The organism is Streptosporangium sp. OZ121 (assembly GCF_051918885.1).
Lineage (GTDB): Bacteria > Actinomycetota > Actinomycetes > Streptosporangiales > Streptosporangiaceae > Streptosporangium.
This window is the reverse complement of sequence record NZ_JBPXMC010000001.1, coordinates 585634-605068: the sequence shown is the minus strand read 5'-3', so window position 1 is coordinate 605068 and position 19435 is coordinate 585634. Positions and strand designations below refer to the sequence as shown.

The 19435-nt window shown below is 72.0% G+C and carries 14 protein-coding genes; 9 read left to right on the top strand and 5 right to left on the bottom strand.

Features of this window, described 5'->3' with window-relative positions; genetic code table 11:
- Nucleotides 1–74: 74 nt before the first annotated feature.
- Entirely contained in the window at nt 75–1508 is a 1434-nt protein-coding gene (locus tag ACTOQ1_RS02940; RefSeq protein WP_440064208.1) for an FdrA family protein, read from the bottom strand.
- Nucleotides 1495–2388, bottom strand: coding sequence for a DUF2877 domain-containing protein (locus ACTOQ1_RS02935; protein WP_440064206.1), 894 nt, complete (start codon nt 2386–2388; stop codon nt 1495–1497). Before ACTOQ1_RS02935 ends, ACTOQ1_RS02940 begins: the two co-directional genes overlap by 14 nt.
- Nucleotides 2389–2577: 189 nt before the next feature.
- Between ACTOQ1_RS02935 and ACTOQ1_RS02930 the strand changes: the two genes are divergently transcribed.
- The 7 genes from ACTOQ1_RS02930 (at nt 2578) to cutA (ending at nt 11797) form a co-directional block, all read left to right on the top strand.
- Nucleotides 2578–4149, top strand: a complete 1572-nt coding sequence (locus ACTOQ1_RS02930; protein ID WP_440064205.1) for a PucR family transcriptional regulator — start codon at nt 2578–2580, stop codon at nt 4147–4149.
- An 83-nt stretch (nt 4150–4232) separates the two neighbouring features.
- Nucleotides 4233–4451 carry an RNA-binding S4 domain-containing protein gene (locus tag ACTOQ1_RS02925; protein ID WP_440064203.1) on the top strand — a complete coding sequence of 73 codons (219 nt, stop codon included), beginning with the start codon at nt 4233–4235 and terminating at the stop codon, nt 4449–4451.
- Nucleotides 4452–4721: 270 nt separating this feature from the next.
- Nucleotides 4722–6131, top strand: coding sequence for a uracil-xanthine permease family protein (locus ACTOQ1_RS02920; protein ID WP_440064201.1), 1410 nt, complete (start codon nt 4722–4724; stop codon nt 6129–6131).
- Nucleotides 6132–6446: 315 nt separating this feature from the next.
- The gene (gene iscB, locus ACTOQ1_RS02915) at nt 6447–7754 is read left to right on the top strand and encodes an RNA-guided endonuclease IscB (RefSeq protein ID WP_440064200.1); all 1308 of its coding nucleotides are present in this window, start codon (nt 6447–6449) and stop codon (nt 7752–7754) included.
- Nucleotides 7755–7946: 192 nt separating this feature from the next.
- Nucleotides 7947–8816, top strand: a complete 870-nt coding sequence (locus ACTOQ1_RS02910; RefSeq protein ID WP_440064198.1) for an FAD binding domain-containing protein — start codon at nt 7947–7949, stop codon at nt 8814–8816.
- Entirely contained in the window at nt 8809–9285 is a 477-nt protein-coding gene (locus ACTOQ1_RS02905; RefSeq protein WP_440064197.1) for a (2Fe-2S)-binding protein, read from the top strand. The genes ACTOQ1_RS02910 and ACTOQ1_RS02905 overlap by 8 nt, the downstream gene beginning before the upstream one ends.
- A gap of 121 nt (nt 9286–9406) precedes the next feature.
- The gene (cutA, locus tag ACTOQ1_RS02900) at nt 9407–11797 is read left to right on the top strand and encodes an aerobic carbon-monoxide dehydrogenase large subunit (protein ID WP_440064196.1); all 2391 of its coding nucleotides are present in this window, start codon (nt 9407–9409) and stop codon (nt 11795–11797) included.
- A 138-nt stretch (nt 11798–11935) separates the two neighbouring features.
- Here cutA and ACTOQ1_RS02895 read toward each other — a convergent pair whose 3' ends face one another.
- A complete protein-coding gene (locus tag ACTOQ1_RS02895) occupies nt 11936–12280 on the bottom strand; it encodes a winged helix-turn-helix transcriptional regulator (protein WP_440064194.1) in 345 nt (114 codons plus the stop codon).
- A gap of 87 nt (nt 12281–12367) precedes the next feature.
- Here ACTOQ1_RS02895 and ACTOQ1_RS02890 point away from each other — a divergent pair, with 87 nt between their 5' ends.
- Nucleotides 12368–13258, top strand: coding sequence for a pirin family protein (locus ACTOQ1_RS02890; RefSeq protein WP_440064193.1), 891 nt, complete (start codon nt 12368–12370; stop codon nt 13256–13258).
- A gap of 52 nt (nt 13259–13310) precedes the next feature.
- Here the strand turns inward: ACTOQ1_RS02890 and ACTOQ1_RS02885 are convergent, their stop codons facing one another.
- Nucleotides 13311–16736 (bottom strand): PQQ-dependent sugar dehydrogenase, encoded by a 3426-nt coding sequence (locus tag ACTOQ1_RS02885; RefSeq protein ID WP_440064192.1) that lies wholly within the window; start codon nt 16734–16736, stop codon nt 13311–13313.
- 290 nt (nt 16737–17026) lie between these two features.
- A complete protein-coding gene (locus ACTOQ1_RS02880) occupies nt 17027–18085 on the bottom strand; it encodes a LacI family DNA-binding transcriptional regulator (protein WP_440064191.1) in 1059 nt (352 codons plus the stop codon).
- A 155-nt stretch (nt 18086–18240) separates the two neighbouring features.
- Here ACTOQ1_RS02880 and ACTOQ1_RS02875 point away from each other — a divergent pair, with 155 nt between their 5' ends.
- The gene (locus tag ACTOQ1_RS02875) at nt 18241–19434 is read left to right on the top strand and encodes an amino acid ABC transporter substrate-binding protein (protein WP_440064190.1); all 1194 of its coding nucleotides are present in this window, start codon (nt 18241–18243) and stop codon (nt 19432–19434) included.
- Nucleotide 19435: the final 1 nt, after the last annotated feature.

The window sequence follows — 19435 nt, the reverse complement described above, 5'->3', positions numbered from 1 at the left end:
GTCCGTGAGGGTCGGAATCCCCTGGCCTCAGTCATGGGGAGGACGTCAACGGTTCTCCCCGAACCTGAAAACGGTCAACGGGCGTTCGCGGCGATCCCGGCGGCCGCTCGCGCGGCGTACCCGGCGGCCCCGGCGTTGGACGTGAACACCGCGGCCCCCGCCGCGTTCAGGGCCCCGGCCTGCGCGGCCAGCCCCTGCGGGTCGCCCTCGGAGCCGACCAGCGCGACCACCGCCGTGACACCTCTCGCGACGGCCTCGGCGATCGCGGGCGCGAGCCTGGCGGAGGGGTCGGGGTCGGCGCCGTGGCCGAGCACCACGTCGAGCAGGACGACGTCGCCGGGCGGCACCTCGGCCAGGGCCTCCAGGCGGAGCGTCGGGTCGATCATCGGGTGGGCCCTGCCGACCGTGTAGGCGTCGTCGCCGAAGTCGGTGAACTCGCCGTGCCCGGCGATCAGCCGCGCCTCCACGCACAGCGTCCCGCCCGAGTAGATCCCCAGCAGGTTCCCCCCGGCTCCCGCGCCACCCGTCCCGGGGGGCGCGGAGGTCGCGTCGGCCGTTCCGGGGGCGGGCCAGGAGGGCCAGGTGGGGACCGGGACCCCGAGGGCGCGCAGGGCGGCCTCGGTCACCGAGGTCAGGTCGTCCTGGCCGGGACCGAGCAGGGCGGTCACGACCGGCGTGCCGAGTTTCGCCACGGCCTCCTCGACGGCCCGAGCGACCCCGGGGGCCGGAGGCTTGGAGATCAGGACGATCAGCTCGGTGGCCGGGTCGGCGTCGAGGGCCTCCAGGGCGCGCAGGGTGGACAGCCCGCCCACGTCCGCGGACAGGTCGCGACCGCCCACGCCCAGCACGTGCGACACTCCCACCCCCGCCAGGTCGAGCAGGCAGGTCACCTGCTGCGCACCGGTCCCCGAGGCGGCCACCAGCCCGACCGGGCCCGGCCGCAGGACGTTCGCGAAGCCGAGCCCCGCCCCGCCGACCACCGCGGTGCCGCAGTCGGGGCCCATGACCAGCACGCCGCGCTCGGCGGCGCGCCTCTTGAGCAGCACCTCCTGCTCGACCGGCACGTTGTCACTGAAGATCATCACGGACAGGCCCGCCTCGACGGCGTCCAGCGCCTCGGCGAACGCGTGCGGGCCCGGCACCGAGACCAGGGCCAGGGTGGCGGCGCGCTCGCGGGCCGCGGCGCGGACGGTCCGCGGGGGGCGCTCGGCGCCGCCACCGCCGCCCGCGGACGGGGCCGACAGCGCGGCGAGCAGCCCGTCGAGTTCCGCGGACGCGGCCTCCAGGGCGTCCGCCTCGCCGCGCAGCGCGATCAGCAGGTCGGCGGTATCCGCCCGGGGAAGGTCGAAGCCCAGCTCGGCGGCGATCCCGAGGTTGAGCTCGGTGGCCATCGCCACCACCGCGACCTCCACGCCGGGCAGCGCGGACGCCGCGCGGCTGACCCGCATCAGGCTCACGGAGTCGTGGTAGACCCCCGTGCGCGTCCGGACCACATCAGTACTCGCCATTGCCCCCGCCTTCCAGATCGATCACCGCCGCGAGCCCGATCCGCAGCCCCCACGCCAGGTCCGCCCCGGAGGTGTGGCCCAGCTGCAGGAGGCGGTGCAGCGCCGCCTCCAGGGACTGCCGTCCCGCCATGCCCCGCAGCACGGCCAGCACCTCGCCGCTGGCCTCGCCCCGGGCGGCGCAGTGCAGCAGCGCCGCCGAGATGGGGGTGGTCCTGCCGCGCACGTCGAAGGTGACCGCCGCGGCCAGCCAGCCGGCCAGCCAGACGGCCCGGCCGGCTCCCGCCGCCCCGCCCAGATGGCGCAGTGCGACCAGCAGTCCCGCGAGCACGTCGTCACCGCTCGGCGTGAGCCCGGGACCCAGGCCGACCAGCTGCTCGGCGGCCACCACGCTCTTCAGCAGCGAGCCCTCGGCGCATCCCTGGGCCAGCAGGCCGGCCGCGCCGTTGCCCTCCAGCCCCGGACGCCTCGGCGACCGCTCGCACAGCTCCGCCATCGCGGGCAGCGAGCGGGCCAGCCGCGCGACGTCCACGGCGCCGAGCGGCGGGGCCGGGTTCCACCAGCGGTGGGCCCGCAGGCTGAGCCGCCCGACGTCGATCGAGCCGTCGCCGACGGACGCCTCGTCGCCCACCGCGACCTTCGGCATCGGGCCGGTGACCACCATGGCGTTGGGCAGGCGGGTGGCCTCCCCGGTCACCACCGCGATGACCTGCGGTTCCAGCTCGGTGCGTACCTCAAGGTAGACGCCGGCGGGGAAGGCCGCCAGCACCCGCGCCGGGCGGCGGGGCGCCTCCAGCATCCGGCGCAGCGCCGTGCTGGCCGCGCCGGTCCGGTGCGTCCGTACGTGTACGCGCTGCGCTCTCGGGCGCGTCTTGGTGCTCATGAGCGCTCCTCGGCCGGCCCCGTGGGTGTGAAGGTGCTCTCTCCAGCGGTTCGCTCGCTCACGGACTCCCCCATCCATTGAGCCGACGGTAGAACGGGCGCGGACACAGGCCGTACGGAGAAAGCTGCCAACAGTCTGTCCAAAGGTTGGCTCTTCCTGACAGACGGGTCCATCAGTCACAATCACCTCATGGAACCCCCCGTGCGCCCGGCGAGCACCGGAACGATCATCCATGGCGTCGCCGTCGGCGAGGTCCTCGGTGTCTCGACACTGGCGGGGGCCCGGCTGATCGCGGGGGAGCGGGGCCTGGACCGCGTCGTGCAGCGCCTCAACGTGATGGAGGTGCCCGACGTCCTGGCCTGGGTCAAGCCGCACGAGCTGCTGCTCACCACCGGCTACCCGCTGCGCAACACCCCCCAGTCGCTCGGCAGGCTGGTGGCCGACCTCGACGAGCGCGGCCTGGCCGCGCTCGCCATCAAGCTCGGCCGCTATCTCGACGAGCTGCCCGAGGAGATGGTGGAGCAGGCCGACCGGCTAGGCTTCCCGCTCATCCAGCTTCCCGACAACGTCGGCTTCGACGACATCCTCAACCAGGTCCTGACCGACATCCTCAACCGCCAGGCCGCCGTGCTGGCCAGGGCCGAGGAGGCGCACCGGGCGCTGGTGCAGGTCGTGCTCGCCGGGGGCGGGCTGCGCGAGGTGACGGCCGAGGTCGCCGGGCTGCTGGGCGTGGGGGTGGCCGTGCTGGACGGGACGGGCCACGTGCTGGCCGCGGCCGGGCCCGTCGAGCACATGGCCACGCTGCGCGAGGCTCCCGGGGCCCCCGAGGGGCACCACACCTCGGTGCCGGTCGTGGCGGGTGGCCACCACCACGGCAGGATCGTCGCCTGCGGCCCGGTCGGGTCCATCGGCGACGGCGACGTCGGCATTCTGGAACGTGCCGCCACGGTCGCCGCGCTGGTGGTGACCCGGCAGGAGGCGGTCAACGCCGTCGAGAGCAAGTACCGCGCCGACTTCCTGCGCGACGTGCTCACCGGCAGGGCCGGAGGCTCCGAACGGGTCGCCTCCCGGGCCAGGGCCTTCGGCTGGGACCTGCAGCGCCCGGTCACCGTACTGGTGGCCGAGCTCGACCCCGAGGGTGACGAGCGGGCCGCCCAGGACCGCCTGGTCACCTGCTGGACCGGTGCGATGCGCCGCCACGACGTGCGCGGCGCGGTGGCCGGGTTCTCCCACGAGGTCGTCACCGTCGTGGACGCGTCCGTCGACGCGGGCCGCCTGGCCAAGGACGCCGCGGCGGCCTTCGCCGAGTCCCTGCCCGCCACCTTCTCCACCGGCGCCAGCCGCACCGCCATCGGGGCCGAGGCACTGCCCGAGGCGTACGGCCAGGCGCTGAAGGCCGCGCGGGTGGGCCGCCAGCTCCACGGCAACGGCGCGGTCGCGCACTTCGACCAGCTCGGCGTCTACCGGCTGCTCTCCCTGGTCAACGACACCGCCGAGCTGCACGCCTTCGTCCGCGAGACCCTCGGGCCGCTCGCCTCGGACGACGACGCGGAGAACGCCGACCTGCGCCGTACGCTGCAGGTGCTGCTGGAGACCAACCTCAACGTGGCCGAGACGGCGCGCAGGCTGCACTTCCACTACAACACGCTGCGCTACCGGATCGGCAAGCTGGAGCGCATGCTCGGCGGCTTCACCGAGGACGCCCACCTGCGCCTGAACCTCACCCTCGCCCTGCACGTCCTGCGGATGCGAGGGATCTGAGGGCGGGATCCGGCGCCGGCCCGAAACGGTGGCGGCGAGGAGCGGCCGCGTCCGGCGCGTACCCGGGATCTAAGCTGTTCGGCGTGAACGAGACCTTCGAGCTGGACACCGAATACATCCCGCTGTGCGACCTGCTCAAATACTGCGGCGTCACCGAGACGGGCGGCCAGGCCAAGCACTTCATCGCCGACGGCAACGTGCTGGTGGACGGCGAGGTCGAGCTCCGCAAGACCTGCAAGATCCGCGACGGGCAGGTGGTGACCGGCGACGGCTTCGAGATCCACGTGGTCGCGAAGAAGTAGCGCGCGTCATGCGTGGCTTCCGCCGGGCCGGTAGGCGCACCGTGCGTGATCCTCGCCGGGCCCGCGGGGGCGACGTACGCGATTCTCACCGGGCGGGTAGGTAGGCCGTGCGCGAGGTGTCCACTGGTCGGCCGCTCAGATTTGGCAGATCATGACGGTGTAAGGGCATGCTTCCCGTCCTAACGTGCCCGCAACAGCTGTAAGGGGATTCGCCGGAGGGAAGCCCGCGGGGTGGTCACCGACCGACGGCCCGGTGAAAGGTGGGGCTCGATGGTTGCAGGTTGGACGAAACACGGCGACGGCAGGACGCTCGCCCCGGGAGAGGTGGTCAGACCCGACGAGCGGCTGTCGTGGCCGCGCATGGTCGGGTTCGGGGCGCAGCACGTCGTCGCGATGTTCGGCGCGACCTTCGTCTTCCCCCTGGTGATGGGACTCGACCCCAACGTCGCCATCATGTTCTCGGGCGTCGGAACGATCCTGTTCCTGCTCATCGTGAAGGGGAAGGTCCCCAGCTACCTCGGCACCAGCGCCTCGTTCGTGGGCGGCGTGCTCGCGATCCGGGCGCTCATGGGCGGCGACACGCCCGCCACCGACGCGATCGTCACCGGCGCCATCCTCGTCGCCGGGCTCGTCCTCGCACTCGTGGGCGTGGCCATCCACTTCCTCGGCGTGCAGATCATCAACCGCGTCTTCCCGCCGGTCGTCACCGGCGCGGTCGTCATGCTGATCGGCTTCGGCCTGGCGTACGTCGTCGCCGACATCTACTGGCCGCAGGACCAGTGGATCGCCCTGATCACGATGACCGTCACCTTCGTCATCATCGTGCTCTTCAAGGGCTTCATCGGCAGGATCGGCATCCTGCTCGGCCTGGTCATCGGTTTCCTGCTCTCCTGGGTGGCCGACAAGGTCTTCGGGAACATCACCGCCTTCAACGCGGGCACCGGCGCGGTCGACACGCACCCGAGGGTGAGCTTCGACGCGGTGGCGTCGGCCGACTGGATCGGCCTGCCGAGCATGCACTTCCCCGACTTCAAGTTCTCCGCCGTGCTGCTGGTCCTCCCGGCGGTGATCGCGCTGGTCGCCGAGAACGTCGGCCACGTCAAGGCCGTCGGCGAGATGACCAAGACCGACGTCGACCCGTACATGGGCCGGGCGGTCGCCGCGGACGGCGCCGCCACCGTCGTCGCCAGCGCCTTCGGCGGCTCCCCGACCACCACCTACGCCGAGAACATCGGCGTGATGGCCGCCACCCGCGTCTACTCGACGGCCGCCTACTACATCGCCGCCGTCATCGCGATCCTGTTCGGCCTCTGCCCCAAGTTCGGCGCGCTGGTCGCGGCCACGCCGGGCGGCGTGCTCGGCGGCATCACCGTCATCCTGTACGGCATGATCGGCCTGCTCGGCGCGAAGATCTGGATCGAGAACCGGGTCGACTTCGCCGACCCCGTCAACCTCGTCCCGATCGGGGCCGGGATCATCCTCGCCATCGGCCCGGTCAAGCATATGATCAGTTCGGACTTCACGCTGGAGGGCATCGCCCTCGGCACCATCGTGGTGGTGGCCGGCTACCACCTGCTCCGGGCCATCGCGGGGCGGGGCGGCGCCGGTCCAGCAGAGGCGTCCGAGCCACAACGAGAGGTCACCGGGTCAACGACCCCCTCCTTGGAGGAGAGGGCTTGAGGCGCAGCGATGCGCTTTGAAGCCCCGTGTTGACCAGCCCTAGCCATCAGCTCAAGGAGGTGCGCTTTGATGGCTACGTTGAACACAAGATCGCAGACCCGCCGGCGGGTGCTTCCTCAGCCTGCCGCCCTGGAATCCGTGGGAGCAGACACGCCTGAGGGCGGGCACGAAACGGCTCACGGACACCGCCTCGTGGCGGTACCTGGTGTTCAACCTGGGCGAGGGGAGATCGAGCGGACCGGCACCCGGTCTGCTCGGCGTCACCCCGAGGACGCTTCGGCGTGCGAGGGGGCGAACCGTGAGGTTCACCCGGCTGTGTTCGTCCTGGACAGGCACGGCCACCCGCTTGATCCCTGTCATCCCGCCCGTGCCCGTCGTCTGCTGGCGGCCGGGCGGGCGGTGGCGGTGCGCCACACCCCGTTCGTCATCCGTCTCGAAGACCGGTCGGTGGCCGATTCCACCGTGATGGGCCTGCAGGTCGGTATCGACCCCGGTTCCAAGCACACCGGCCTGGCCGTTTTCACCGGCTACAACGGGAGCCGGGCCGGACGGTATGCGATCCAGCTCGACCATCGAGGCGCGCTGATCCGCGACAGGCTCGCCTCGCGGGCCGCACTGCGCCGGGGCCGCCGTTCCCGGAACCTGCGCTACCGCTCTCCCCGGTTCCTCAATCGCACCAAGGCGCAGGGGTGGCTAGCGCCGTCGCTGCGACACCGCGTCGACACCACCATGTCGTGGATGGTGCGACTGACCCGGTGGGCGCCCGTAGCCGCCGTCCACGTGGAACGGGTCTCTTTCGACACCCACGCCCTCTCGGCGGGCAAGCCGTTGGAAGGCGTTGAGTATCGGCAGGGCACCCTCGCTGGGTACGAGGTCCGCGAATACTTGCTCGCCACATGGGGGCGTACCTGCGCGTACTGCGGCGCGAGCGGCATACCGCTCAATCTCGACCACATCTACCCCCGCAGCCGGGGCGGCTCCGATCGGATCAGCAACCTCACCCTGGCCTGCGTCCGGTGTAACCAGGCCAAGAACGCCACCTCGGTAGAGGAATTTCTCAAAGGCAGGCCCGCCATGCTGGCGAGGATCCTCCGGCAGGCGAAGGCTCCACTGCGGGATGCCGCCGCTGTCAACGCCACCCGGTGGGCGCTGTGGCGGGCGCTGGAAACGATCGGCCTGCCTGTTCACACCGCTTCGGGCGGCCGTACAAAGTGGAACCGCTCTCGCACCGGCGCGCCGAAGTCCCACACGTTGGACGCGTTACACGTCGGCGACCTGGAGAGCGTGACCGCCTGGCCGTCCACGGTCCTGGTGGTCACGGCGACCGGGCGCGGCGCCTACGCCCGCACCACCCTCGACCGATACGGGTTCCCCCGTCTTGTCCGGCCACGGATCAAACTGCACCACGGCTTTCAAACCGGCGACCTGGTCCGGGCGAACGTCCCGGCGGGCAAGAAGGCCGGGGTTCACGCCGGGCGAGTGCTGGTCCGCTCTTCTGGCTCGTTCGACATCACCACCCGGCACGGTCGCGTCACCGGGATCAACCACAGGTATGTCCGCCATCTTCAACGCGCGGACGGCTACGGCTACACAACTCAAAAAGAAGCCGATCGAAATGATTGACCCGTCAGGGCACGCTCGGGCCTTGGCGGCCCTCCTGCTGCCGATTTCTCCCCGGCCTGAAGGACTTCGTTGCCCAATTCGTTTTCGATCTTCGCGACCTGGGTCTCCGGCGCTGTACAACGAGGCCGGACGTCGACCGGCGTCAATCGAGCAACGGAGTCCTGAAGGCCAGGGCATCCTCGGGAGGTTCTGGTGAAGCCACCCCCGTTCGAATACCACGCCCCCCGCTCCCTCGGCGAGGCGCTCGACGCCCTCGCCGGGGCCGGGGAGCACGGCAAGGTGCTCGCCGGGGGGCAGAGCCTGATCCCGCTGCTGAACATGCGGCTGGCCGCCCCGGCCCACCTGGTCGACATCAACCGGCTGCCGGAGCTGGCGTTCGTCGACGTCGCCCCGGAGGGCGTCCGGGTCGGAGCCCTGGCCAGGCACGCCCAGGTGGAACGGCACGAGCGGGCCGCCACCGCCCAGCCGCTGCTGCGCCAGGCGCTCCGGCTGGTGGCCCACCCGGTGATCCGCAACCGGGGGACCGTGGTCGGCAGCCTGGCCCACGCCGACCCCGCCGCCGAGCTGCCCGCCGTCCTGGCCCTGCTGAAGGGCTCGGTACGGCTGGCGCGGCCCGGCGCGGTCAGGGACGTCCCCGCGGACGCCTTCTTCACCGGCCCGCTGGAGTCGGCCGTCGCCCCGGGCGAGCTGGCCGTCTCCGCGTTCTTCCCCGCGCCGCCCCCGCGCTCGGGCACCGCGTTCCGCGAGGTCGCCCGGCGGCACGGCGACTACGCCCTGGCCGGGATCGCGGCGCTGGTCGTCCTGGACGACGACCTGAGGATCACCTCGGCCGCGGTGGCGTGCGTGAGCCTCGCCCCCGTCCCGCTGCTCGTCGACGTCACCGAGGCCGTCGGCCACCGCCCGGCCGCCTCGGCCGACTGGGACTCGGCGGCCCGGCTCGTACGGGAACGGGTCGATCCCGAGACCGACATCCACGCGACCGCCGCCTACCGGCGGCACCTCGCCGGAGTCCTCACCGAGCAGGCACTCCGTGACGCCGCCAGGGAGGCCGCGGATGCATGAGATCACGCTGACCGTCAACGGGGTGCTGCGGCAGGCGGAGGTCCCCGCGCGGCGGCTGCTGTCCGACTGCCTGCGGCACGACCTCGGCCTGACCGGCACGCACGTCGGGTGCGAGCACGGGGTCTGCGGGTGCTGCACGGTGCTGCTGGACGGCGAGCCCGTCCGCTCCTGCCTGACGTTCGCGGTCACCGTGGACGGGCGCGACATCACCACCGTCGAGGGACTCGCCGACGGGGACGGCACGCTGTCGCCGGTGCAGCGGGCCTTCGCCGAGTGCCACGGCCTGCAGTGCGGCTTCTGCACCCCCGGCTTCCTGTGCACGGTGACCGCGCTGCTGCGCGACAACCCGGCGCCGACCGACGAGGAGGTGCTGGAGGGCATCTCCGGCAACCTGTGCCGGTGCACGGGGTACCAGAACATCGTCAAGTCCGTCCACCGCGCGGCCGAGATCATGGCGGAGGACCCGTGAGCGGGTGCAGCGGGTGCAGCGGGTTCCTCGCAGGCGCCGAGTCCCCGCGCGGGCTCGGAGGATTCCCGGGTGGACGAGGCGGGGGACATGTTCCGGCGGGCCGGCAGGTGAGGCGATCATCATGACCACGAAACTGTTCGGCGAACCGGTCACCCGGCGCGAGGATCCCCGGCTGCTGACCGGCCAGGGCCGCTACGTCGACGACCTGGGGGCCGGGGCGCTGGAGGCGGCGTTCGTCCGGTCCCCGCACGCCCACGCCAGGATCCGCGACATCGACGTCTCGGCCGCCATCGAGGTCGACGGGCTGGTGGCGATCTACACCTGGGAGGACCTGCCCGGCGCGCTCGCCCAGCCGCTGCCGCTGCTCATCCCGCACCCGGCGCTCACCCACGGCCGCACCGCGTACCCGCTGGCCCGCGAGATCGTCAGGCACGTCGGCGAGCCCGTCGTGATGGTCGTCGCCCGCGACCGCTACCTCGCCGAGGACGCCTGCGCGCTCATCCAGGTCGACTACGAGATCCTCAAGCCGGTGGTCGGCGTGGAGGAGGCCGCGCAGTCGGCCCAGCTCGTCCACGAGGGCGTGCCGGGCAACGTCGGCGCGCACCTGGTCCAGGAGGTGCCCTCGGCCGCCGGGCTCGGCGCGCGCGAGGCGATCGACGCCGCGCCGCACACATTGTCCTTCCGGCTCGACATCGAGCGCAGCGCGTCCATGCCGCTGGAGGGGCGCGGCGTGCACGCCCGCTGGGACGCCGACGACCGGTCCCTGCGCGTCCACTCCAGCACCCAGACCTCCACCAGCGTCCGCATGGCAATCGCGGCCAAGCTCGGCCTGCCGCTGCCGAAGGTCGAGGTGATCGCCCCCGACGTGGGCGGCGGCTTCGGCGTGAAGATCGTCCACCCGTGGCCGGAGGAGATCCTGGTCCCGTGGGCGGCGATGACGCTCGGCCACGAGGTCAAGTGGACCGAGGACCGGCGCGAGCATTTCGTCTCCTCCGCGCACGAGCGGGCCCAGGTGCAGTCGGTCCGGGTCGGCTTCGACGACGAGGGCCGGGTGCTCGGCCTGGACGTCGAGATCCTGCACGACCACGGCGCCTACACGCCGTACGGGATCATCGTGCCGATCATCACCTCCACCCAGCTGCTCGGCCCCTACCGGATCGGCGCCTACCGGGTCGAGTTCTCCTCGATCTACACCAACACCGTGCAGGTCACCCCGTACCGGGGGGCGGGCCGCCCCCAGGGGGTCTTCTGCATGGAACGGACGATGGACCACATCGCCGAGCATCTCGGGGCCGACCGCACGGCGGTGCGCGCGGCCAACTTCATCCAGCCCGACGAGTTCCCCTACGACCAGGGCCTGATCTTCCAGGACGGCCGCCCGCTGATCTACGACAGCGGCGACTACCCCGAGTCGCTGCGGATGCTCAAGGAGCTGATCGGCTGGGACGACTTCCCGGCCATGAAGGCCCGCGCCGCCGAGGAGGGCCGCACGATCGGGATCGGCGTCGGCTGCTACGTCGAGGGCACCGGCGTCGGCCCGTACGAGGGCGGGCACGTCCAGATCACCTCCGACGGCCGGGTGCACGTCTCCACCGGCCTCACCTCCCAGGGCCAGGGCCACGAGACGGTGTTCGCGCAGATCGCCGCGTCCGAGCTGGGCGTGCCGATGGAGCGGGTCTCGGTCGTCACCGGCGACACCCGCAGGTTCGGCTACGCGGTCGGCACGTTCGCCTCGCGCGCCGCGGTGATGAGCGGCAACGCGATCGCGCTGGCCTGCAGGAAGGTGCGGGAGAAGGCGCTGCGGATCGCCGCCGACGCGCTGGAGGCCGACCCGCGCGACCTGGAGATCGTCGACGGGGAGGTGCGGGTGGCGGGCACCCCCGGCGCCTCGATCCCGCTGGCGACCGTGGCGGTGCTGTCCAACCCGCTGCGCTACGCCTTCGACGAGGAGGCGGCCAGGGCCACCCAGTTCGCGGGCGCCGCGTCCTACGACCGGCCGCCGGTGGCCGAGGGGGAGGAGCCGGGGCTGGAGGGCCGCGACTACTACTCGCCGATCCGCTCGACCTTCGCCTCCGGCATGCACGCGGCCATCGTCGAGACCGACCCGCTCACCGCGGAGATCCGCATCCTGCGCTACGCCGTCGTCCACGACTGCGGCAGGCTGATCAACCCGATGATCGTCGAGGGCCAGATCCACGGCGGGGTCGCCCAGGGCGTCGGCGGCGCCCTGTACGAGAAGATGGTCTACGACGGCCACGGCCAGCTGCTGAACGCCTCCTTCATGGACTTCCTGATGCCGTACGCCACCGAGGTGCCCTTCATCGAGACCGCCCACCTGGAGACGCCGTCCCCGCTCAACCCGCTGGGCATCAAGGGCGCGGGGGAGGCCGGAGTCATCCCGGTCTCGGCGGTGATCGCCTCGGCGATCGAGGACGCGGAGGGGATCAGGATCGACAGGATGCCGATCTCCCCGTCGGACCTGTTCGACCTGCGCCGCGCCGCCACGGTCTGACCCTGGCGTCATCAGGGTTCCCGGGAGTCGGGTTTCCTCGGCCGTACAGGACACGTCTCCAGGGCGATGAGATCATCTTCCTGACTTCGCGGGATCATCCGGCCGGGCGGCCGTGATCCCGGACGGAGCCGCTCCGGGTCATACGTCGTCGGCCGGGAGATGGCGCTCACTCCAGCGCGACAACGGCTGAAGGGCGGAGATCAGCTCTTCGGCGTCGGGCGTGAGGGCGTAGGTGATCTGGACCGGCATGCTGGGGATCACCGTGCGTTCGATGAGCCCGCGGGCCTGGAGCTGCTTGAGCCGCAGCGTGAGCTGCGGATCCGAGATGCCCGGCACCAGGGCGCGGTACTCCTTGAACCGGCGGGCGCCGCGGACCGCGGCGAGCAGGATCGGCCCGGTCCAGCGGACCCCGATGATGTCGATCGCGCGCAGGATGCGGTGGCAGTGCTCCTCGTCGATCTGAGTGGTGGGCGGCGTAGTCACTTTCCAAATGTAAGTAACTTTGGTGGCCTTTGCCAACCCGGATCGGCGGATGGATGCTTCTGATGACCGACGAAAGGGAGGGTCGTCATGACCATGCGAACCGTGCCGGCGAGCCGGAAGGTGAACCGGGTTCTCGACAAGGTGGACATCGGCGCGACCGCGACGTCCGATCGCAGCGCGATGATCATCGCGCCGGGCAACGACGCCTGGACCGATCCGTTCCTGGTGATGGGGGAGGAACTGGTCAACCGGCCGGGGTTCGACTGGCACCCGCACCGCGGGCTGGAGACCGTGACCCTGATCCTGGACGGAGCCCTGGAGCACGGCGACAGCATGGGCAACGCCGGTGTGCTCGGGGCGGGGGACGTGCAGTGGATGACCGCGGGGCGGGGCATCATCCATCGTGAGGTCGCCGCCCGCTCAGAGCGGGCCCACATCATCCAGATATGGGTCAACCTGCCGGCGCATCAAAAGATGGTACCCACCCGCTACCAGGACCTGCGGGCCGGCATGCACGCCGTGCACACCGAGGACGGCGTGCTGGTCCAGCTGATCTCGGGGGAGACCGGGGCGGCGCGCGGGCCGGCGCTCAACCACTGGCCGATCCTGGGCATGGTGATCACGCTCGACCCGAGGACCGAGTACCGGCAGCTGCTCGACGGGGACCAGCGCGCGTTCGCGTACGTGATCTCGGGCCGGCTGACGGTCGCCGGCCGGACCGTGCACGCCGGGCAGATCGCCTGGTCCGATCCGGTGTCCGGGCAGGGCGACGCGACCACGCTGACCCTGGCCACCGGCGACGGTGACGAGCAGACCAAGGTGCTGCTGCTCGCCGGGCGGCCCATCGGTGAGTCCGTGTACGCCAGCGGCCCCTTCGTGATGAACACGCGCGCCGAGATCGAGCAGGCCTACCGCGACTTCCACTCCGGCAAGTTCGGCAAGATCCCCCGGCACACACGCCTGCCCGCCGGTGCGTGACCGGTCGAGGTCGCCGCTCGGCGAACAGGCGTGGCCACGCCCCCGGGCCGGGTCACGGCTCGGAGGCCGGTGCCCGGTTCGGGGTCAGGGCGGTGCCGGTGGCGGAGAAGTCCCTGGTCCGGCCGAAGTTGTCGAACGAGCCGAAGCCGATCCGGCCGGAGGCGAAGGTCTGGTCGGTGGCCGTCATCAGCGGGGTCGCCGAGCCGTCCAGGTAGACCGCGATCTCGCCCGTGCCGGCGCAGTGCCGGACGCGGACCCGGTGCCAGCCGGCGTCGGTCACCGCCGGGGGAGCGCCGACCGTGCCGGTCCACTGGTCGTCGATGCGCAGCCGGTCGGCGTTGTTCACCACGAAGATGCCGTTGTGCGGGTAGATCGTGTTGTCCTGCGACAGGTGGACGTAGTAGTACTCCGTGTCGGACCGGTGGCCGAAGACGACGATCACGTCCCGGTTGCTCACGCTCACGCTCTCGTCCAGCCTGACCTCGGCGTCGATCTGCACCGATCCGAAGACCGGGCCCTTGGTGAGCACGGCGTACTCGAACGGGCGGCGCGGGCCGGAGGGAGCCGTCCCGGCCTCGGCCAGGATCACCTCGTCGCCGGGGAAGCGCCACTTGGCGGGGGTGCGCGGCGCCCAGCTCGCCTGGGCCGCGGTGCCGGTGACCCTCGCGGTGCCCACGGCGCAGCCGGCGTGCTGCGGGGGCCGGGTGACCCGCCAGATCTTGCCGTTGGCCTTGGACAGGACGAGCAGCTCGCCGTCGCCGTCGAGGCCCAGGCGGAAGTCGACCCGGTCGTTGCCGGCCAGCTGCCGCATCGTCACCTGCCGCTCGGCCGCGTCGAACAGCGTCAGCTCCTTGACCGTGGCGAGCTTGGCGCCGCGGACCATCTCCCCGACCTCGGAGTAGAAGATCCGGCCGCTGACGATGTCGCCGTAGACGTACTTGCCGGTGAGCTCCGGCACCGCCTCGCCCCGGTAGACGAAGCCTCCGACCAGCGCGTTGCCGGTGTCGTGGTCGTAGCTGATCACCGGGTAGGTGTAGCCGTACCTCGCGTCGTCGGCGGGGAGCGGGTAGACGTTGGTCGGGTCGGACTTCTTGAACAGGAAGCCGCCCTCGCGCTCGTTCCAGCCGAAGTTGTCGCCCGCCTCCACCTCGTAGACCGAGTCGATGTTGACCTCGCCGATCATGCCGACGTACATCTTCCCGGTGGCCGGGTCCCAGCTGAACCGGTGCGGGTTGCGCAGGCCGTAGGCGTAGATCTCGCCGAGCGCGCCCGCGCGGTTCACGAAGGGGTTGCCGGGCGGCACGCCGTACCCGCCGCCGGGCCCGCCGGTGCCCGCCGGGTCGATGCGCAGGATCTTGCCCTGCGGCACGCCCAGGTTCTGCGGCCCGGCGGTGAAGTTCGGCGTCTCCTCGCCGTCGCCCAGGGCGAGGTAGAGGAGGGTGCGGTCGGCGTCCCCGGCCTCGGCGGCCGGGTTGAAGCCGATCTCCTGGACGCCGTGCAGGAAGGTGTCGAAGCCGAGCCTGAGGACCTCGCGCCTGGTGCCGGCGAAGGCGTTCGCGGCCGGGTCGGTCGCGGTCCACTCGGTGATCACGTTGTGCACGGAGGTGCCGGCCGGGTACGGCAGGTCGGGCGTCTTCGTGGTGAGCGCCGGGCCCGCCTCGGAGTGCGTGGTGTAGAACTTCCCGTTGGTGCGGTAGTCGGGGTGGAAGGTGACGAAGCCGAAGCCGGTCCCGAGGTTGGGGTTGAGCCGGAAGTCGGGGAAGGCGGCCGCGACGTCGAGGAACCGCACCGGGGCGCCGTTCACGACGAGGTACATCGTGCCGTTCAGGTCGGGCACGTAGAGCCGTCCGGAGCCGTCGGGGATCTCACCGGCGTAGTTGATCCGGGCCCGGGGCGCGGTGGCGTTGCTGGCGGGGATGGTGACGAACTCCCGCAGCGTGACGCCGAGGCCGGTGACGACGGGGTCGCCGGGCAGCGGGTCGGGCAGCGGCAGGTCGCTCGTGCCGGTCACGCCGCAGGCGTCGGCGGCGCCGCCCGGCACCCGCAGGTTGACCCCGCCGGTGTCGACCGCGATGTCGTCGAAGTAGAGGGCGGAGGCGCTGTTCGCGCCGTTGATCACGGCGAACCGGTCCAGCGCCTCGGCGGTGCCGTTGCGGAAGCCGAACCGTCTCTCGGTGCCCGCGGGCAGCCGGGTGGTCACCGCGTACGGGCCGCCCCTGCTGTACATCGCGAAGGTGTCGGTCGTGTTGTCGGCGACCAGCCACACGCACTGCCAGGTGCCGGGCGCCCAGGTGCCCGCGGGGGAGAAGGCGCCCCGGTCGCGGGCGTTCAGCGTGGCGGAGTTCTGGTTGTTGGCCTGGACCTCGAAGTCGCCGAACGCGGCGGGCGCGTCCGCGTCGGTCAGCCCGGCGCTGGTGTCGACGTTGCCGGTCCGCTGGAAGCGGAAGAAGAGGGTGCCGCTCGCGCCCGGCGCGATGGCGGGGACCGCCCGGTGCGCCCGCAGGTTCGGGCCGGTCATCCGGATCGCCTGGTTCCCGGCCTGCCTCGGGTCGGCGGCGACGACGACGGCCGCGCCCGAGGTCCTCCAGCCGTCCTGGCCGTTCAGCGCGCCCGCGGTGTAGCCCTCCAGGTCGAGGACCTCGTCGAAGGCGGGGGTCGGGTCGGCCAGGGTGGCGCCGTCGGGGTCGAGGTGAATGTTGTCGACGTAGGACACCCCACTCGGCGGGTCCTCCGGGTCGTTCAGGTGCAGGAAGGTGACGAGCGGGGCGGAGCCGCCGGTCCGGAAGGCGAAGGTGTCGTCGCCGCCCGCGGCGGCCCGCACCGGCTGCCCGCCCGGCGCGGCGACGTGCACGCGGTAGCTGTCGGCGGCGGTGTCGACCACGGCCCAGATCCGGTGGACCGCGCCGGGGGTGAGGGTGACGTTGTCGGCGACGCGGTCCTGGCCCCCGTCCCTGATGACGAGGCCCCGTTCGTCGAAGCGCACCTGTACGGCGTAGTCGTCCAGGTCGAGCTCGTCACCGGTGGTGTCGAAGCCCAGGCCGGGGGACTCGTCGGCGCTCAGGCCCAGGCTGACGTCCGTCCTGGCCGGGTCGTCGGCGGCGAACTCCAGGAAGAGGGTGCCGGTGGCGCCCTCGGCGATGGCGAGGTCGCCCAGGGTGGCGTAGGCGTTGCCGCGGTAGCGGACCGGCTGGGCACTGGCGTCCAGCTTGTCGATCAGGGTCTTGCCGGAGAAGCCCGCGGGCACCGCGTCGCCCGCGAGGGCTCCGTCGGCGGCGCCGGGGGTGTTGACGTGCCAGGTTCCCTGTGAGCGCAGGCTGCCGTTGTCGTAGTCGTCGAAGGTGGCCAGGGCGCAGAGGGCGGGACAGGGGGGTGCCGCCGCGGCGGCCGGGGCCGTGGCGACCAGCGCGAACCCCAGGCCGGTGACCAGGGCGAGCGCCGGTGACAGCAGCCGGCGGAGGGGGGTGGGCAGGGCGGGCATCCGGATCCTCTCGGGGGGTGAGTGATCCGTAAGCGCTTGCGAAAGCGCTTACGTTCGGGCCTGCGCAGATGTTAACTCCGAAGATCGGGATGTCAACAGTCGCGACCGCCGGACTGTGCGGGAGGGGCTCCCCGCGCCGCGGTACGGGCTTCCTCGCGGTACGGGCCCCATGCCGCGGGTACGGGCTCTCCGCGCCGCGGGACGGTCACGCCGCCCGGGGGCGTTCCACGAGCCTCCACCGCGGGCACGAAGAGCTCGAAGGGCCCAAAAGCTCGAAGGGCTCGAAGGGCTCAGCGGGTGAGGCGGGCCGCCCCGGATCTGGCGGGGACCGGGCCGGTGGAGGCGCGGACGACCAGCTCGTGGCCGGTGCGCCGGCGCCGGGGGCGGGAGGCGGGAGGCTTGAGGACGAGTTCGAGCGCCTGCCGGCCCATGCCGATCATCGGCAGGCGGATCGTGGTCAGGCCCGGGTAGACGTCGGCGGCCACCGGGATGTCGTCGAAGCCCGCGACCGAGACCTCGCCGGGGATCAGGCGGCCGTCGCGCAGCAGCCAGGACAGCGCGCCGACGGCCATCGGGTCGTTGAGCGCGACGACCGCGGTCAGCTCCGGGTGCTCGCGCATCAGCCGCGCGGTCGAGGACACGCCGCCCTCGCGGGTGAAGTCGCCGTGCACGACGGGGATCGCCCCCCAGCTCAGGCCGTGCGCCTCGGCGGCGCCGCGCAGGCCGGCGAGGCGGTCCTCCACGGTGGTGAGGTTGGCCGGGCCGCCGACCACGCCGATGTCGCGGTGGCCGAGGTCCAGCAGGTGGCGCATGACGGTCTCCGCGCCGTTGCGGTTGTCCGGCAGCACCGCGTCGACCGGCAGGTGGTGGCGGCCTATCACCGCCACGCGGCCTCCCGCCGCGCTGAAGGACGCCAGCTCGGCGGCGGTGTCGACCTCGGTGTCCGCCTCGACGTACCCCGATCCGGCCAGGACGATCGAGGTGACCCGGTGGGCCCGCAGCGTGCGGATGCGCGCCAGTTCGGCGCGCGGGTCGCGCTCGGTCTGGCTGATCATGGCCATGTAGCCGCGGCTCTCGGTCTCGCGCAGCACGCCCCGGGCGATCTCGGAGAAGTAGGGGTCGCCGACGTCGTGGACGATCAGCCCGATCATGGATGCCTGCCCGCCGGCGAGGGCCCGGGCGTGGCTGTTGGGGACGTAGCCCACCTGGGCCGCGACCGCCTGGACGTGCGCCGCGAGCGTGGAGCTGACCCCGCTGCTCCCGGTCATGGCGCGGGAGGCCGTCGCCAGCGAGACCCCCGCGGCGCGGGCGACGTCCACCAGGCGCGGGATGGCCGGACGCTCTTTCATTGGCGAAGTTAGCCCCTTGTCACGTCGCTGTAATGCGTGCCATGGTAACCGAAAGCGCTTGCGAAAGCGCTTTCGAAGGCGAAACCGATCCAAGCTCTGGAGGGTTCGACATGGTAAGGGCTCCCCTCGCCCTCAGAAGCCTTGCCTTGGTAGCGATGTGCAGTCTAGGCCTTTCCGCCTGCGGCGGCATCGGCGACGAGCCGGCCGCGGAGAGCGGTGGCACCGGTCCGGTCAAGGTCGGCATCTCCCTGCCGCTGACCGGTGATTTCTCCGAACCCGGCAAGGGTGTGCGGGAGGGGTACGAGGTCTGGGCCGACCAGGTCAACGCGGCCGGCGGCCTCCTCGGCCGGAAGGTCGAGCTGATCTTCCGGGACGACGCCTCCGACCCCAACCGTGTCGTCTCCGACTACGAGTCGCTCATCACCCAGGACAAGGTCAACCTGGTGTTCGGCCCGTTCTCGACCCGCCTGGTGATCCCCGCCGCCGAGGTCGCCGAGTCCTACGGCATGCTGTTCGTCGAGCCCGCGGGCGCCGCCAAGGAGGTCTTCGAGCAGGGGTTCAAGAACCTGTTCTACGCCGCTCCGGCCATCGCGAGCGACCACTACAACTACCTGGCCGAGTACATCCTGGCGCTCCCGGCGGACAAGCGGCCCAAGACCGCGGCGTACGCCTCCCTGGACGACCCGTTCGCCCAGGGCACCGCCTACGGCCTGCGCGACAAGCTCGCCGCGGCCGGGATCAAGACCGTGGCCGACGAGGTCTACCCGCCGGAGACCACCGACTTCGCCCCCATCGCCGCCCGGATCGCCGACGCCAAGGCGGACATCGTGGTCGGCGGCACCCAGTTCGAGGACTCCGTCGGCCTGGTCCGCGCCCTGCAGGAACTCGGCGCCCAGCCCAAGCTCGCGGCCTTCTCCACCGGCCCCACCCTGCAGGAGTTCCCCGAGGCGGTCGGCGGCGCGGTCGAGGGCATCCTGTCGCCCGTGGGCTGGTCGCTCACCTCCGGCTTCCCCGGCAACGACGCCTTCGTCAAGCGCTACCAGGAGATGTTCAAGGGCGAGGCCAACGAGGACGCGGCCAACGGCTACACCGTGGGCCAGATCGTGCAGGCCGCCGTCAAGGCGGTCGGCTGCGTCGACCCGACCGAGGAGTGCCAGACGAAGCTCGCGGACCACATCCGCGCGGGCACGTTCGACACCATCGTCGGCCCGCTCTCCTTCGACGACAAGGGCCGCCCCGAGGCCGCGCACATGATCCAGCAGTACGTGGACGGCAAGGTCCAGATCGTGCTGCCCGAGGGCTCCAAGGCGCAGACCACCAAGCTGGTCTTCCCCAAGAAGGACTGGTGAC

Coding starts and splice junctions, on each gene's coding strand:
- ACTOQ1_RS02880 (WP_440064191.1), bottom strand. CDS start 18,085: ATGAAAGAGCGTCCGGCCATCCCGCGCCTGGTGGACGTCGCCCGCGCC.
- ACTOQ1_RS02890 (WP_440064193.1), top strand. CDS start 12,368: ATGACCATGCGAACCGTGCCGGCGAGCCGGAAGGTGAACCGGGTTCTC.
- ACTOQ1_RS02930 (WP_440064205.1), top strand. CDS start 2,578: ATGGAACCCCCCGTGCGCCCGGCGAGCACCGGAACGATCATCCATGGC.
- ACTOQ1_RS02920 (WP_440064201.1), top strand. CDS start 4,722: ATGGTTGCAGGTTGGACGAAACACGGCGACGGCAGGACGCTCGCCCCG.
- ACTOQ1_RS02905 (WP_440064197.1), top strand. CDS start 8,809: ATGCATGAGATCACGCTGACCGTCAACGGGGTGCTGCGGCAGGCGGAG.
- cutA (WP_440064196.1), top strand. CDS start 9,407: ATGACCACGAAACTGTTCGGCGAACCGGTCACCCGGCGCGAGGATCCC.
- ACTOQ1_RS02885 (WP_440064192.1), bottom strand. CDS start 16,736: ATGCCCGCCCTGCCCACCCCCCTCCGCCGGCTGCTGTCACCGGCGCTC.
- ACTOQ1_RS02875 (WP_440064190.1), top strand. CDS start 18,241: ATGTGCAGTCTAGGCCTTTCCGCCTGCGGCGGCATCGGCGACGAGCCG.
- ACTOQ1_RS02935 (WP_440064206.1), bottom strand. CDS start 2,388: ATGAGCACCAAGACGCGCCCGAGAGCGCAGCGCGTACACGTACGGACG.
- ACTOQ1_RS02940 (WP_440064208.1), bottom strand. CDS start 1,508: ATGGCGAGTACTGATGTGGTCCGGACGCGCACGGGGGTCTACCACGAC.